The organism is Pseudomonas sp. St316 (genome assembly GCF_018325905.1).
Taxonomy (GTDB): Bacteria; Pseudomonadota; Gammaproteobacteria; order Pseudomonadales; family Pseudomonadaceae; genus Aquipseudomonas.
This window is the reverse complement of the sequence record NZ_AP021901.1, coordinates 6611590-6626079: the sequence shown is the minus strand read 5'-3', so window position 1 is coordinate 6626079 and position 14490 is coordinate 6611590. Positions and strand designations below refer to the sequence as shown.

Annotated in this window: 16 protein-coding genes; 5 read left to right on the top strand and 11 right to left on the bottom strand. The window is 61.0% G+C overall.

Translation table 11 applies throughout. From position 1 onward, the window contains the following. Positions 1 to 215 precede the first annotated feature (215 nt). Genes KI237_RS29650 through exbB form a run of 3 tightly spaced genes read right to left on the bottom strand, consistent with a single transcriptional unit; the run spans position 216 to position 2404 of the window. Positions 216 to 971 carry an energy transducer TonB gene (locus tag KI237_RS29650; RefSeq protein ID WP_212798165.1) on the bottom strand — a complete coding sequence of 252 codons (756 nt, stop codon included), beginning with the start codon at positions 969 to 971 and terminating at the stop codon, positions 216 to 218. Continuing rightward, the gene (exbD, locus tag KI237_RS29645) at positions 968 to 1396 is read right to left on the bottom strand and encodes a TonB system transport protein ExbD (RefSeq protein WP_003206888.1); all 429 of its coding nucleotides are present in this window, start codon (positions 1394 to 1396) and stop codon (positions 968 to 970) included. The genes KI237_RS29650 and exbD overlap by 4 nt, the downstream gene beginning before the upstream one ends. Before the next feature lie 6 nt (positions 1397 to 1402). After that, complete coding sequence (gene exbB, locus KI237_RS29640; protein ID WP_212798164.1) at positions 1403 to 2404, bottom strand: tonB-system energizer ExbB; 1002 nt, start codon at positions 2402 to 2404, stop codon at positions 1403 to 1405. 188 nt (positions 2405 to 2592) lie between these two features. On the opposite strand from exbB, the gene KI237_RS29635 reads away from it, so the two are divergent. Continuing rightward, a complete protein-coding gene (locus tag KI237_RS29635) occupies positions 2593 to 3450 on the top strand; it encodes an SDR family oxidoreductase (RefSeq protein ID WP_212798163.1) in 858 nt (285 codons plus the stop codon). Positions 3451 to 3508: 58 nt separating this feature from the next. Here the strand turns inward: KI237_RS29635 and KI237_RS29630 are convergent, their stop codons facing one another. The 6 genes from KI237_RS29630 to KI237_RS29605 all read right to left on the bottom strand — a co-directional run bounded on the left by KI237_RS29630 (position 3509) and on the right by KI237_RS29605 (position 8815). Beyond that, the gene (locus KI237_RS29630) at positions 3509 to 4249 is read right to left on the bottom strand and encodes a hypothetical protein (protein ID WP_212798162.1); all 741 of its coding nucleotides are present in this window, start codon (positions 4247 to 4249) and stop codon (positions 3509 to 3511) included. Between the two features lie 55 nt (positions 4250 to 4304). Continuing rightward, positions 4305 to 4685, bottom strand: a complete 381-nt coding sequence (gene ridA / locus KI237_RS29625) for a deaminase RidA (RefSeq protein WP_003206880.1) — start codon at positions 4683 to 4685, stop codon at positions 4305 to 4307. 36 nt (positions 4686 to 4721) lie between these two features. Then, positions 4722 to 6827, bottom strand: a complete 2106-nt coding sequence (gene spoT, locus KI237_RS29620) for a bifunctional GTP diphosphokinase/guanosine-3',5'-bis pyrophosphate 3'-pyrophosphohydrolase (RefSeq protein WP_053126562.1) — start codon at positions 6825 to 6827, stop codon at positions 4722 to 4724. A gap of 60 nt (positions 6828 to 6887) precedes the next feature. After that, complete coding sequence (gene rpoZ / locus KI237_RS29615) at positions 6888 to 7151, bottom strand: DNA-directed RNA polymerase subunit omega (protein WP_003177259.1); 264 nt, start codon at positions 7149 to 7151, stop codon at positions 6888 to 6890. A gap of 167 nt (positions 7152 to 7318) precedes the next feature. After that, complete coding sequence (gene gmk / locus KI237_RS29610; protein WP_053126561.1) at positions 7319 to 7939, bottom strand: guanylate kinase; 621 nt, start codon at positions 7937 to 7939, stop codon at positions 7319 to 7321. Between the two features lie 12 nt (positions 7940 to 7951). Then, positions 7952 to 8815 (bottom strand): YicC/YloC family endoribonuclease, encoded by an 864-nt coding sequence (locus tag KI237_RS29605; RefSeq protein ID WP_018602491.1) that lies wholly within the window; start codon positions 8813 to 8815, stop codon positions 7952 to 7954. 273 nt (positions 8816 to 9088) lie between these two features. On the opposite strand from KI237_RS29605, the gene rph reads away from it, so the two are divergent. The 3 genes from rph to gltS all read left to right on the top strand — a co-directional run bounded on the left by rph (position 9089) and on the right by gltS (position 11781). Continuing rightward, complete coding sequence (gene rph, locus KI237_RS29600; RefSeq protein WP_003177262.1) at positions 9089 to 9811, top strand: ribonuclease PH; 723 nt, start codon at positions 9089 to 9091, stop codon at positions 9809 to 9811. A 31-nt stretch (positions 9812 to 9842) separates the two neighbouring features. Continuing rightward, positions 9843 to 10211, top strand: coding sequence for a DUF4870 domain-containing protein (locus KI237_RS29595; RefSeq protein ID WP_013694558.1), 369 nt, complete (start codon positions 9843 to 9845; stop codon positions 10209 to 10211). Between the two features lie 361 nt (positions 10212 to 10572). After that, on the top strand, positions 10573 to 11781 hold the full coding sequence (gene gltS, locus KI237_RS29590) for a sodium/glutamate symporter (protein WP_212798161.1): 1209 nt from the start codon (positions 10573 to 10575) through the stop codon (positions 11779 to 11781). Positions 11782 to 11877: 96 nt separating this feature from the next. On the opposite strand, the gene crc is transcribed toward gltS, so the two are convergent. Next, entirely contained in the window at positions 11878 to 12657 is a 780-nt protein-coding gene (gene crc / locus KI237_RS29585; protein ID WP_013694557.1) for a catabolite repression control protein Crc, read from the bottom strand. An 83-nt stretch (positions 12658 to 12740) separates the two neighbouring features. Between crc and pyrE the strand changes: the two genes are divergently transcribed. Further along, complete coding sequence (gene pyrE, locus KI237_RS29580) at positions 12741 to 13385, top strand: orotate phosphoribosyltransferase (RefSeq protein WP_212798160.1); 645 nt, start codon at positions 12741 to 12743, stop codon at positions 13383 to 13385. 174 nt (positions 13386 to 13559) lie between these two features. Here pyrE and argB read toward each other — a convergent pair whose 3' ends face one another. Further along, complete coding sequence (gene argB / locus KI237_RS29575) at positions 13560 to 14465, bottom strand: acetylglutamate kinase (RefSeq protein WP_003177267.1); 906 nt, start codon at positions 14463 to 14465, stop codon at positions 13560 to 13562. Positions 14466 to 14490 lie beyond the last annotated feature (25 nt).

The following is a 14490-nucleotide window of genomic DNA, read 5'->3' as shown; positions in this document are numbered from 1 at the left end:
AAAGGCATCTTTCGATGCCTTTTTGTCGGCTGTACCCATTGTGGCGAGGGGCGCTTGCTCCCGCTGGCCTGCGCTGCAGGAGCTGCCGAAGGCTGCGATCTTTTGATCTTTCGCTTGAGGCTCAAGTATCAGCGCAAAGATCGCAGCCTCGCTTCGCTCGGCAGCTCCTACGGGCCCAACGGAATTTACCCGGCCGTCGGGCTGCCAGGTTCAGGTCAACGCCGACGCTTGTCGATGGAGTACACAAACGGTGCCGTCAGCTCGATGGTGCCGTTGCTCAGCAGCTCCGGCGGTGGCTTGGGCAGCGGTTGGGCGAGGCGGATCATTTCCAGGGTGGCCCGGTCCAGGGAGTCCGTACCAGCACTGCCCACCAGTTCGAAGGACAACACGTTGCCATTGGCATCCACCACGAAGCGCAGGCGGTTGGTGCCTTCCTTGTTCATCTGCCGGGCCCTGAGCGGGTACTTCTTGTACTTGCCCAAGTGCGCCAGCAGCGTGCCTTGCCAATTGGCCTTGGCCGCCGCTTGCGCGGGCGACGGGCCGGGAGCCGGTTGCGCGGACTTCTCGGCCGGTGCCTGGGTTGGCGGGGTGTCGCTGGGCTTGTGCTCCGACGGCTCTTCCTTGGGCGGCTCCGGCTTTTTTTCCACCGGCTTGGGCTTGGGCGGTTGAGGCTTAGGCTTTGGCTTGACCGGCTTGGGCACGGAAATCTCGGCCTTCGGCGCTTCGGCCAGCTTGGGCAGCGGCAGCTCTTCGACCGGCTCGGGAGGTTGCGGCGGTGTGACGACTTTTGGCGGTGCCGGTGGTGGCGGGGCTGGTACCGGCGCCAACTCGACCATCATCGCCTGGGGAGGCAATTCGATGGGCGCGCGCGATGTCCAGTTCAGCGCCAGGGCGATGGCGAGCGCATGCACGCCCAGCACCACTGCCAGGCTACCGCTGTAACGCGTCAGCTTTTGGCGCGTCGTGATCATTTCTTGGGCGCCGTCTCGAGTCCGACCAAACCGACCTTCAGGTAGCCGGCACCCCGCAGCGCGTCCATCACGCTCATCAGGTCGCCGTAGTCCACGCCTTTATCGGCCTGGAAGAAGATCGTCGTGTCTTTCTTGCCTTGGGTCTTGGCGTCGAGGGTCGCGCCGAGGGTTTCGGCCTTGACCTCGTCTTCACCCAGGAACAGGCGCTGGTCGGCCTTGACGCTGAGGAACACCGGTTTCTCCGGCCGGGGCGAAGGCTTGGCCGTCGACGCCGGCAGGTCCACCTTGATGTCCACGGTGGCGAGCGGGGCGGCCACCATGAAGATGATCAACAACACCAGCATCACGTCGATGAACGGCGTGACGTTGATTTCGTGGTTCTCGGCCAGATCGTCGTCTGCGCCTTCTTTCAAATGCAGGCCCATGGCCGATTACCCCACTTTCACCATGTGCGGTTGCGAGCCGCGCTCGGGCGGCAGGTGGTCGAGGTCGCGGCTGACCAGCAGCAGGACTTCGGCCGAAGCGTCGGAGACCTGGGCCTTGTAGCCGGCAATGGAGCGGGCGAAGACGTTATAGATCACGACGGCCGGGATCGCTGCGACCAGGCCCAAGGCCGTTGCCAGCAGGGCTTCGGCGATGCCGGGCGCAACGACGGCGAGGTTGGTGGTCTGGGTCTTGGCGATGCCGATGAAGCTGTTCATGATGCCCCACACGGTGCCGAACAGGCCGACGAATGGCGCGGTAGAGCCGATGGTGGCGAGTACGCCGGTGCCGCTGCTCATGTTGCGGCCACAGGCAGCGACCAGGCGTTCGAGGCGGAAGCTCACGCGCTCCTTGATGCCTTCCTTCTCGCGGCTGTTGGCCGACAGGCGCATTTCTTCGAGTGCGTCGTGCACCAGCAGGTTGGCAAGAGTGCCTGCCTTCGCGGCGCTGGCGCTGGCTTCCTTGAGGGTGGTGGCTTTTTTCAGGGCGGCGATTTCACCGCGCAAGCGACGCTTGGCACCCAGCAGCTCGAAGCCTTTGGCAATCCAGATGGTCCAGGTGATGATCGAGGCGATGGCCAGGCCGATCATCACGATTTTCACGATGATGTCGGCGTTCTTGTACATGCCCCAGGGCGACAGGTCGTGGGCCATGCCCAGGGTGTTGTCGGCCCCTTGCTGTTCTTCTTCCATCCGTTTCGCCGCGTCGCCGAACTCAGCCAATGCCTTTTGGACTTCCGGAGGGAGTGACGAGGTGTCGACGCTACCGTCCGGGTTGCGCGGCACGTCCGGCGTGGCGTTTGCAGCGGGTTCGTTGACGGCTGCGGGAGCGGAGGCTTGATCCGCGAACGCGGCGGCAGGGGCCAGCAGCAGGCTGAACAGCAGGGCGGCTACTGTGCTCCAGGCACGAGGTCGATTGGTTGGCGAAGCGGGGGATAGAGAGCGTTTCATGCTGGCCGGACCTGAGAGGAAAAGAAGGTTGATGTTCTTCCAGGCCTCGTGAGGCCGAGAACAAAAGTGGTGGGTATTATTGCAATTAATTCTTGTTAACAAAAGTAATACAGTTACTTTTTTTGTCGCATGGCTAGCCGCTTGTCCCCTGCGAAGGCTAGTCTGCGGCTTTGCCAGAGGAGTTCTTGATGTCCGCGCCTTCTGTTTTGATCGCCGGCTGCGGTGATATCGGCGGCCGCCTGGCCAGCCAGTTAGTGGCCGAACATTGGCAAGTCCATGGCCTGCGCCGCACGGTTTCGAAGCTGCCTGCGGGCGTCATCGGGGTGGCGGGGGATTTGTTCAGCGACCAATGTCCCGCCGACTGGCCCACCGGGCCACTGGATTACCTGGTGTACAGCGCCGCCGCCACCGACCATGACGAAGCGGGCTATCGCACGGCTTACGTCGAAGGGTTGCAGCATGTGTTGGGCTGGTTGAAGCAGCATGGCCAGAGGCCCAAGCGTCTGCTGTTTGTGTCCAGCAGCAGTGTTTATGGGCAACAGCAGGGCGAATGGGTGGATGAAACCTCGCCCACCGTGGCCGGCGGCTATTCCGGTCGACTGATGCTCGAAGCCGAGCAAGTAGCCCTGGACAGCGGCATCCCGGCTAGCCGCGTGCGCCTGACCGGCATCTATGGCCCGGGTCGTGAATGGCTGTTGAGCCAGGTGCGCCAGGGTTATCGCGTGGTGATCGACCCGCCGCTCTACGCCAATCGCATCCACGCCGACGATGCCGCCGGCCTGCTGGCATTCCTGCTGGAGGCCGATCGCCAGGGCAAGGTGTTGGACGATTGCTACATCGGCGTCGACGACGCCCCTGCGCCGCTGGCCGAAGTGGTGGGCTGGTTGCGCGAATACATGGGCGTTACCCAATGGGCCGACGATGCCAGCGTGCGTCGCGCCGGCAGCAAGCGCTGCAGCAATGCCAGGGCGAAGGCCTTGGGCTGGACGCCGCGTTATTCGAGTTTTCGCGAAGGTTATGCGGCGATCCTGGAAGGGCGCTGCTGATTCGCCTGCCCCTCAAACAACTGTGGGAGCTTTGCTCCCACAGGTCTCCACGGGGAAATTACTGTTTCTCCAGCACCCACTGCCGAGTGCCCGGCGTGAACGACGGCATTTCATCGGCCAGCGCCGCATTCACGGTCTGGAAAATTTCCAGCTTCTTGCCGTCGCGGGCGAAGATCCAGGTGTTGCCCTGGCCATTCTGTTGCAACCAGATGTTGTCGTTGCCGCCGCTCATGGAGGCGCAATCGCCGGCCAGGCACAAGGCGTAGCGATCGGCACCTGGCAGGCCGCTGACCTGGCCGTCGGGCTGGAATTGCACGCTGGCACCCTGGCCGGGGCCGCTGGCGATGTCCCAGGTGCCGCCAAGGTAGGCGGCATACAGCGCCCGCTCGAAACTGGCGCCGATTGGCGCGCCTTCCGGGACCTGGACTTGTGCGCGGTCGAACACTTGCTGTGGCTCGTTTTCGGTAGCAGCCTGGCTCAACTGGTCGCCATCGCGCTTGAGTTCGCTGGCCGAACTGCCGTAGAAATCGACTTTCCAGGCGCCGTCTTCTTCGCCCAGCAGTTTGCCTTCGACGTTCTCAAAACCGTTGGTGTAGCGTGCCTGACCGGCCCGGGTGTTGATGTCCCATTCCAGGTTTGGGCCATAGCCCTGCAGCGCTTCGCGAAGCGGGCCGCCCTTGGCGGCAGCGTCGATGGCTGCCTGGTTGATCCAGGTACCGCTGATGTCACGGTCGGCAGGGTCGCTGGCGCAGCCGCCCAGAAGCAGGGCTGCCAACGAGAGAGCAAGCGCTTTGCGCATGGTGGAATCCTTTCAAGACGAAAACGGCGCAGCGGGGGAGGCTGCGCCGGCCTTATTACTCGATGACCAGGATGGCATCCATCTCAACCTGAGCGCCCTTGGGCAGGGCCGCCACGCCGATGGCGGCGCGGGCAGGGTAAGGTTGGTCGAAGTACTTGCCCATTACCTCGTTGACCTTGGCGAAGTGGCTCAGGTCAGTGAGGAAGATGTTCAGCTTGACGATGTCCTTGAACGAACCACCGGCTGCCTCGGCTACGGCCTTGAGGTTTTCGAACACCTGCACGGTCTGGGCTTCGAAGCCTTCCACCAGTTCCATGGTTTTCGGGTCCAGCGGGATCTGGCCCGACATGTACACGGTGTTGCCGGCCTTGATCGCCTGGGAATAAGTACCGATGGCGGCCGGGGCCTTGTCGCTGGTGATAACAGTCTTGGTCATTGATGACTCCTGATAATGAGGTGGCTACTTGGGGAGCTATGCGCGCATGCGGGTGATGCGGATAACCCCGGTCAGGGCGCGCAGTTTCTTGATCACGCGGGCCAGGTGCACGCGGTCGTGCACGCTGACCACCAATTGAACGACGCTGATGCGGCCATCGCGTTCGTCCATGCTGATTTTTTCGATGTTGCCATCGGCGGCATTGACGCTGCTGGCCAGCAGTGCGATCAGGCCGCGCTGGTGTTCCAGCTCGACCCGCAGCTCGACGTTGAATTCGCCGGTGACATCCTTGGCCCAGGAAAGCTGGATGCATTTTTCCGGGTTATGACGGATTTCGCTGATGTTGCGGCAGTTGTCCAGGTGCACCACCATCCCTTTGCCGGCGGACAGATGGCCGACAATCGGGTCGCCCGGGATCGGCGTACAGCACTTGGCATAACTGAGCACCAGGCCTTCGGTGCCGCGAATCGCCAGCGGGCCTTCGGGGCTTGGCAATTGTTCGCCTTCGCCGAGCAGGCGGCGGGCGACGACATAGGCCATGCGATTGCCCAGGCCGATGTCTTCGAGCAGGTCTTCGATCAATTCGAGGCGGTATTCGTGGAGCATCACCTGCACGCGCTCGCCCGGGATCTTGTCCAGCGAGCTGTCGAAGCCGTTCAGCACCTTGTTCAGCAGGCGCTCGCCCAGGCTGATGGATTCGGAGCGGCGTTGCAGTTTCAGGGCGTGGCGGATATGGGTGCGGGCCTTGCCGGTGACCACGAAATTGAGCCACGCCGGGTTGGGGCGCGCGCCCGGGGCGCTGACGATTTCCACCGTGGAGCCGCTTTGCAGCGGTTCGGACAACGGCGCCAGGCGGCGGTTGATCCGGCACGCGATGCAACTGTTGCCGACGTCGGTGTGCACCGCATAGGCAAAGTCCACGGCCGTGGAGCCTTTGGGCAGCTCCATGATCCGGCCCTTGGGCGTGAAGACGTAGACCTCGTCCGGGAACAGGTCGATCTTCACGCTCTCGATGAATTCCAGGGAATTGCCGGCGCGCTGCTGCATTTCCAGCACACCCTTGACCCATTGTCGGGCGCGGGCGTGGGTGCTCTTGGGTTGTTCGTCACCGCTGGATTTGTACAGCCAGTGGGCGGCGATGCCGTTGTTGGCCATCTCTTCCATTTCACGGGTACGGATCTGGATTTCGATCGGTACGCCGTGCATGCCGAACAGCGTGGTGTGCAGCGACTGATAGCCGTTGGCCTTGGGGATCGCGATGTAATCCTTGAAGCGCCCCGGCAACGGTTTGTACAAATTATGTACAGCGCCCAGCACGCGGTAGCAGGTATCGACCTTGTCGACGATGATCCGGAACGCGTAGACGTCCATGATCTCGTTGAAGGCCCGACGCTTGCCGCGCATTTTCTTGTAGATGCCGTAGAGGTGTTTCTGCCGCCCGCTGACTTCGCCTTCGATGCCGTCGATGGCCAGGCAGTGGCTCAGGGACTCTTCGATCTTGTTGACGATTTCCTTGCGGTTGCCCCGGGCGCGCTTGACGGCCTGGTTGATCCGCGCCGAACGCATCGGGTGCATGGCCTTGAAGCCGAGGTCTTCGAACTCGATGCGGATCGCGTGCATGCCCAGGCGATTGGCGATGGGGGCGTAGATTTCCAGGGTTTCCTTGGCGATGCGCCGGCGTTTTTCGCCGGACAGCACTTCCAGGGTGCGCATGTTGTGCAGGCGGTCGGCGAGCTTGACCAGGATCACGCGGATATCGCGGGCCATGGCCATGGCCATTTTCTGGAAGTTTTCAGCCTGGGCCTCGGCCTTGGTCTCGAAGTTCATCTGGGTCAGCTTGCTGACCCCGTCGACCAGTTCGGCCACGGTTTCGCCGAACTGCGCTTGCAGCGCTTCCTTGGCAATGCCGGTGTCTTCGATCACGTCATGGAGCATCGCCGCCATCAGGCTCTGATGGTCCATGTGCATGTCGGCAAGAATATTCGCCACCGCAAGCGGGTGCGTGACGTACGCCTCGCCGCTGCGGCGGCGCTGGCCGTCGTGGGCTTGTTCGGCGTAGAAATAGGCTCGGCGGACCAGATTGACCTGGTCCGTGCCGAGGTAGGCCGATAAGCGATCGGCGAGGGCGTCTATGCTCGGCATGATGATGACTCCTGCCGTTTGCTGTGACCCCGCGCCGTGCTACGTCGACCAGGCATAGGCTTAGACCGCCTCGTTGGACTCGTCCTCGAACGCTGCGAACAGCGGTTCGTCCTCGACGATTTCAGCGTTGGCGATGAACTCGTAGCTCATCAGGCCTTCGGCGATTTCACGCAGCGCTACTACGGTAGGCTTGTCGTTTTCCCACTGGACCAACGGCTCTTTGCCACCGGTGGCCAGTTGACGGGCACGCTTGGTAGAGAGCATGACCAGCTCAAAGCGGTTTTCCACGTGTTCTAGGCAGTCTTCAACGGTTACGCGGGCCATGGTATTCCTCGGAGCGAATGCAATATGCGCGCTGCCCGGTTGGGCGAGCGGACTCGACAGTTTAAAAAAACACCAGCGTTTAGGGAAGCGCTGATTTTTTAACCAAACCCCTCGGCGCGCTGCGACTACCAATGTAAAGCCGTCGCAGCGGTTTTGGGAAGGGCTGTTCAGCCCAACAATTCGGCCAATAATTTACCGAAACGTTGCTGCTGGCGTTTCTGCTGCAGCTGGCTGGCGCGGAAAATCGCCTTCAGGTCGTCCAGCGCGTGGGCGAAATCGTCGTTGATGATCAGGTAATCATAGTCGACGTAGTGACTCATCTCGCTGACCGCTTCGCGCATCCGGCCTTCGATGATTTCGTCACTGTCCTGGCCACGGTTGGTCAGCCGCTGGCGCAGGGCCTGCTGGCTCGGTGGCAGGATGAAGATCGAACGGGCCTGGGGCATCAGCTTGCGCACCTGCTCGGCGCCTTGCCAGTCGATTTCCAGGATCAGGTCGTGGCCCTCATCCAGGGTCTGCTGCAGATAGCTTTGCGAAGTGCCATAGAGGTTGCCGAAAACTTCGGCGCGCTCCAGGAAGTCGCCGTGTTCGGCCATCTTGACGAACTCTTCGCGGTCGACGAAGTGATAGTTCACGCCGTTCACTTCGCCCGGGCGCATGGCGCGGGTGGTGTGCGAGACCGAAACGCGGATTTGCGGCTCGGCGTCGATCAGTGCCTTGACCAGGCTGGTCTTGCCGGCGCCCGAAGGCGCGGAAATGATGTAGAGAGTGCCGGTGCTGTGGGTCATGTCGGGTTTGCCTTACTCAATGTTCTGCACTTGTTCGCGCATTTGCTCGATCAACACCTTGAGGTTGACCGCCGCCTGGGTGCTGCGCGGGTCGAAGGCCTTGGAGCCCAGTGTGTTGGCTTCGCGGTTGAGTTCCTGCATCAGGAAGTCCAGGCGGCGACCGGCCGCACCGCCGGACTTGAGCACCCGGCGAACTTCGATGATGTGGGTGCTCAGGCGATCCAGTTCTTCGGCCACGTCGCTCTTTTGCGCGAGCATGACCATTTCCTGTTCCAGGCGTTGCGGGTCCAGCTCGGCCTTCATGTCGGTGAAGCGGTCGAGGACTTTCTGGCGCTGGGTGGCGAGCATCTGCGGGACCAGTTCGCGCAGGGTGCTGACGTCTTCTTCGATGGAGGTCAGGCGCTCGTTGATCAGCCGGGCCAGCTCCGCGCCTTCGCGCTCGCGGCCGGCCTTGAGTTCCTTGAGACCTTCATTGAACAGCGCCATCGCCTCGGCGTTCAGCGCCTGCGGGTCGCTCGCGTCACCCACCAGCACGCCGGGCCAGGCCAGGACTTCCAATGGATTCAGGGCTGCTGGGTGCTTGATCAGGCTGGCGACGGTTTCGGCCGCGGCGACCAGCTGCGCGGCGCGCTCGCGGTCCACTTGCAAGGCTTTGCCGGTGCTTTCTTCGGTGAAGCGCAGGGTGCATTCCAGCTTGCCCCGGGACAGGCCCTGGCGCAGCGCTTCGCGCACGCCGCCTTCCAGGTCGCGGAAGGACTCGGGCAGGCGCAGGTGCGGTTCCAGGTAACGGCTGTTGACCGAGCGCAGTTCCCAGCTCAGCGTGCCTTGGGCCCCGGCTTTTTCGACGCGGGCGAAGGCGGTCATGCTGTGCACCATGGAGGTTCCTCGCGATGCAGGCCGGCGCGACGGTGGTCGTGGGCCTGGAATAGGTAAATTAAAAGCCCAAGGGCAGCAGAGGCGCAGGATTGTAGCGCAGTGAGGCGTATGCCCCAACCGCGCTTGCGACAAAGCGTGGCAGCCCGTCGGGCGGGTCTTTGCGCGGCTTCGCTCGCGTCGGCTTTTTAGCACTGCGCTACGTTTAACTGCCCTATGACGGTTCACGGCTCTATAATGCTCGGCAGTTTTCCGTCCCCTGTACAGGTATTCCCTATGAAACGTCCAAGTGGTCGCGCTGCCGATCAGCTTCGCTCGATCCGCATTACCCGCAACTACACCAAACACGCCGAGGGATCTGTACTGGTCGAATTCGGTGATACCAAGGTCATCTGCACCGTCAGTGTCGAGAACGGCGTGCCACGGTTCCTCAAGGGCCAAGGCCAGGGTTGGTTGACCGCCGAATACGGCATGCTGCCGCGTGCTACCGGTGAGCGGAACCAGCGTGAGGCCAGCCGTGGCAAGCAGGGCGGCCGTACCCTGGAGATCCAACGCCTGATCGGCCGTTCGCTGCGTGCTGCACTGGACATGTCCAAGTTGGGCGACGTGACGCTGTATGTCGATTGCGACGTGATCCAGGCCGACGGCGGTACCCGTACTGCCTCCATCACCGGGGCCATGGTCGCCCTGGTCGATGCCTTGAAAGTGATCAAGAAGCGCGGCGGCCTCAAGGGCGGCGACCCGCTCAAGCAAATGATCGCCGCTGTGTCCGTGGGCATGTACCAGGGCGAGCCGGTGCTGGACTTGGATTACCTGGAAGACTCCGCCGCCGAGACCGACCTGAACGTGGTCATGACCAGCGCCGGCGGTTTCATCGAAGTCCAGGGCACTGCCGAGGGCGCGCCGTTCCAGCCGGAAGAATTGAACGCTATGCTGGAGTTGGCGAAGAAAGGCATGAACGAAATCTTCGAACTGCAAAAGGCCGCCTTGGCTGACTGATCGATTTCCGCTTCAAGACAAGGAGAGCGTCATGAGTGATGAGCAAATCCTGCTGCCCCAGCCGAGCAAAGAGGCGCGTCAATGGGCAATGTTTTGTCACCTGTCCGCCTTGTTGGGGATCTGGATTCCGTTCGGCACGCTGATTGGGCCGCTGGTGCTCTGGCAGCTCAAGCGTGAGTCCGACCCGTTCATCGATGCCCAGGGCAAGGAAGCGCTGAACTTCCAGATCACCGTGGCGATTGCCTCGGCGATCAGCCTGCTGCTGATGGTCGTGGTGATCGGCTTTTTCCTGTTCGGCCTGGTGGCCATCGGTGCGCTGGTGCTGACCATCATCGGTGGCGTGAAGGCCAATGAGGGGCAGCCGTATCGGTATCCGTTTACCTGGCGGTTGGTTAAATAACGATCAGCGCTGCAATTCAAGGACATGCCCCGGCTTATCGGGGCATTGTCTTTTTTGAAGTCATGAATGTTTCTCTTTATGTGCGGTCTTCCATTACGTGGCGAGTTATTGTGCGGCTATACCGCTCTTACACGTCTAGTCACAACTGCACAGTTCCAGTGCGGCCTCTATGCTTGGCAATAAGACGCTTCGATTGATAGAGTTGCGCCAAGTTATATTCCTTCAGAAATATTTCGATATATTCAGACCATTGAAGGTCCTTGAATTCAAAGCCAATCAGTGTTGAGCCAATCAACCTGTTCAAGAGGCGTGTCCGGGTAAAAGGTTCGCCCCTGAATATATGTTCAAAGAATAAACACTCATGTTTCAGTTAGATTTCTATGGAACACTTGTTGCCGCTTCTCTAGTACTTTTATTGGGGCGCGGACTTGTTGCGCGTGTTGGTTTTCTGCGCGCCTACAATATCCCTGAACCTGTAGCAGGCGGACTGGTAGTTGCCTTGGCACTCCTGGCTTTGCGGGGGCTTGAAGTTGAGGTTCGCTTTGATACTTCACTACAGACACCGTTGATGCTGGCATTTTTTGCCACGATTGGCCTGAATGCAGACTTCGCCAGCCTGAAGAAAGGCGGGCGCGTAGTTGGGGTTTTCCTGCTGGCGGTCGTCGGCCTGTTGGTGGTCCAGAATGCCATGGGCATCGGGCTCGCAAAAGCGCTGGGGCTCGATCCGTTGATGGGGTTGCTGACAGGCTCGATCACCCTGGCGGGCGGTCACGGCACGGGCGCGGCGTGGGGGACGGTGTTCAGTGAGAAGTTCGGCCTGGCTTCGGCCTCCGAACTGGCGATGGCTTCCGCAACGTTTGGTTTGGTGTTGGGTGGCTTGATCGGTGGACCGGTTGCGCGCCTGCTCATCAAGCGTGTCCAGTTACCCGGCGGCCTTGAATCAGAAAAGCCCCGGATACCCAAGGGTTTCGAACAGCCGAACAAAGAGCGCTCGATTACGCCGTTTTCGTTTATCGAGACGCTCGCCCTGATTGCAGTCAGCCTGTTGGTCGGTACCCTCTTGAATGGGCAGCTCCACGACACCGCATTCGAGTTGCCGACGTTCGTTTGCGTCTTGTTCGTGGGGGTGGTCTTGCGCAATGGACTTTCGGCGCTTGGCTTGTATCAGGTGTTTGAGCGAGAAGTGTCCGTGCTCGGCAATGTGAGCCTGTCATTGTTTCTGGCGATCGCCTTGATGTCACTCAAGTTGTGGGACCTGGCGTCACTGGCCTTGCCGATCTTCATTATCCTGGCGGCCCAGACATTGGTCATGGCGTTGTTTGCGATTTTCGTGACGTTCAGGCTCATGGGCAGTCATTACGATGCGGCAGTCTTGGCGGCAGGGCATTGCGGTTTTGGGTTGGGTGCCACGCCGACGGCCATCGCCAACATGCAGGCAGTGACGCAGCGTTATGGGCCTTCACAGATAGCGTTTCTGGTGGTGCCGATGGTGGGCGCGTTCTTCATCGATATCATTAACGTCATCGTCATCAAGTTGTACCTTGCCCTGCCGTTTTTTGCCGCGACTTGATGGTCCGAGCGGTAGCGTGTTCCATGAAAAATGCCCGTATCTTGCGATACGGGCATTTTCCTTGGGCGGTCGACCTGGGGGATGTCGCCGGTACGCTTAGATGGTCAGCGTCCAGTCGTAATCCACGATCAGCGGCGCATGCTGCGAGAACCGTGGCTGGCGCGGCAGGCGGGCGCTGCGTACGAAGCGGCGCAGCCCAGGTGTCAGCAACTGGTAGTCGAAGCGCCAGCCAAGGTTGAGCATCTCGGCCTGTTCGTTGTCCGGCCACCAGCTGTACTGGTCGCCTTCACGGCTGACTTCGCGCAGGGCGTCGACATAACCCATGTTGCCAATGATCTCGTCCATCCAGGCCCGTTCCGGCGCCAGGAAGCCAGGAGATTGTTGGCTGTCGCGCCAGTTCTTGATATCCAGCTTCTGTTGCGCCACGTACAGCGAGCCACAATAAATGTACTCGCGACGTTTGCGCCGCTGTTTATCCAGATAACGGGCGAAGTCGTCCATCAACTTGAATTTCTGATTCAAATCTTCATCGCCGTTCTGCCCCGAAGGGAGCAGTAAGGTCGCGATGCTGACCTTGTCGAAATCGGCTTGCAGGTAGCGCCCGTAGCGGTCCGCCGTCTCGAAACCGAGACCGTTGATGACAGCCTTCGGTTGCAGCCGCGAGTACAAAGCCACGCCACCCTGGGCGGGGACTTCGGCATCGCAGGCATAAAGGAAGTAACCATCCAGTTGGAAGGCTGCATCGTCCAGTTCAAAGGCGGAGGCGCGGGTGTCCTGCAGGCAGATGACGTCGGCATTCTGTGCTTGCAGCCAACTGAGCAAACCTCGCTCCACTGCAGCCTGAATACCATTGACGTTCACACTGATGATCCGCATAAATGGCCCCAAAAATCACGTGCGTGTATGATACACGCCGTGTACCTATTTAGCTAAATCCGCGGTATTTGAGGCTTTTTTTCATGCAGGCGTATCAGCGCGATTTCATTCGCTTTGCCATCGATCGCGGCGTTTTGCGCTTCGGTGAGTTCACCCTCAAGTCCGGGCGCACCAGCCCGTACTTCTTCAATGCCGGCCTGTTCAACAGCGGTTCGGCCCTGGCGCAGCTGGGTCGTTTCTACGCCGCGGCCATTGTCGAAAGCGGTATTTCGTTCGACGTCCTGTTCGGTCCAGCCTACAAAGGCATCCCGCTGGCCGCCGCCACGGCCGTTGCCTTGGCCGAGCACCACGACCGCGACCTGCCCTGGTGTTTCAACCGCAAGGAAGCCAAGGCCCACGGTGAAGGTGGCAGCCTGGTAGGCGCGCCGCTGACCGGCGAAGTGCTGATCATCGACGACGTGATCACTGCCGGCACCGCCATTCGTGAAGTGATGCAGATCATCGGCTCCCAGGACGGCGCCAAGGCCGCCGGCGTGCTGATTGCCCTGAACCGCCAGGAGCGCGGCAACGGCGAGCTGTCGGCGATCCAGGAAGTGGAACACGACTTCGGGATCCCGGTGATCAGCATCGTGTCGCTGAACCAGGTGCTGGAATTTTTGGCCGACGATCCGCAGCTCAAGCAGCATTTGCCGGCGGTCGAGGCTTATCGGGCGCAGTTTGGCGTCTAAGAGAGCTGCGCAATCCCCCTGTGGGAGCGAGCTTGCTCGCGATAGCGGTGTGTCAGCCAGCATTGATGCTGAATGATGGATTGCCTTCGCGAGCAAGCTCGCTCCCACAGGGAGTAAGGCAAAAAAAGACCCCGCTCAACCAGGTTGAGTGGGGTCTTTTTTTACCGGTATCGGTTAGGGACGCTTGCGATTGCTGATCAACGTACCCACGCCGGTGTCGGTGAAGATCTCCAGCAGGATCGCATTCGGTACCCGGCCGTCGATGATCAGCGAGCTGCCGACGCCGCCCTGTACCGCTTCCAGCGCGCAACGGATCTTCGGCAGCATGCCGCCGTAGATGGTGCCGTCGGCGATCAGGTCATCGACCTGCTGGGTCGACAGCCCGGTCAGGACTTTGCCCGACTTGTCCATCAGGCCGGCGATGTTGGTCAGCAGCATCAGCTTTTCAGCTTTCAGTGCTTCGGCAACCTTGCCCGCCACCAGGTCGGCGTTGATGTTGTACGACTCGCCGTTGGCGCCCACGCCGATGGGCGCGATGACCGGGATGAAGTCGCCCTTGACCAGCAGGTTCAGCAGGTCGGTGTTGATGCCGACCACTTCGCCCACCTGGCCGATGTCGATGATTTCCGGCTGGGTCATCTCCGGTGTCTGGCGGGTGACGGTGAGTTTCTTCGCCCGGATCAGCTCGGCGTCCTTGCCTGTCAGGCCGATGGCGCTGCCGCCATGACGGTTGATCAGGTTGACGATGTCCTTGTTGACCTGGCCGCCCAGGACCATTTCCACCACGTCCATGGTCTGCGCATCGGTCACGCGCATGCCATCGATGAAGTGGCTTTCGATCGACAGGCGCTTGAGCAGGTCACCGATCTGCGGGCCACCGCCGTGCACCACCACCGGGTTGATGCCCACGGCCTTCATCAGCACGATGTCGCGGGCGAAGCCGGTCTTGAGCTCCTCGCTTTCCATCGCGTTGCCGCCGTATTTGATCACCAGGGTCTTGCCGACGTAGCGTCGGATATAAGGCAACGCTTCGGACAGGACCTTGGCGGTGTTGGCGGCGGCTTCGCGTTCGAGGGTCATTCAGGGCTCCGGTAGTGCTTCAAAA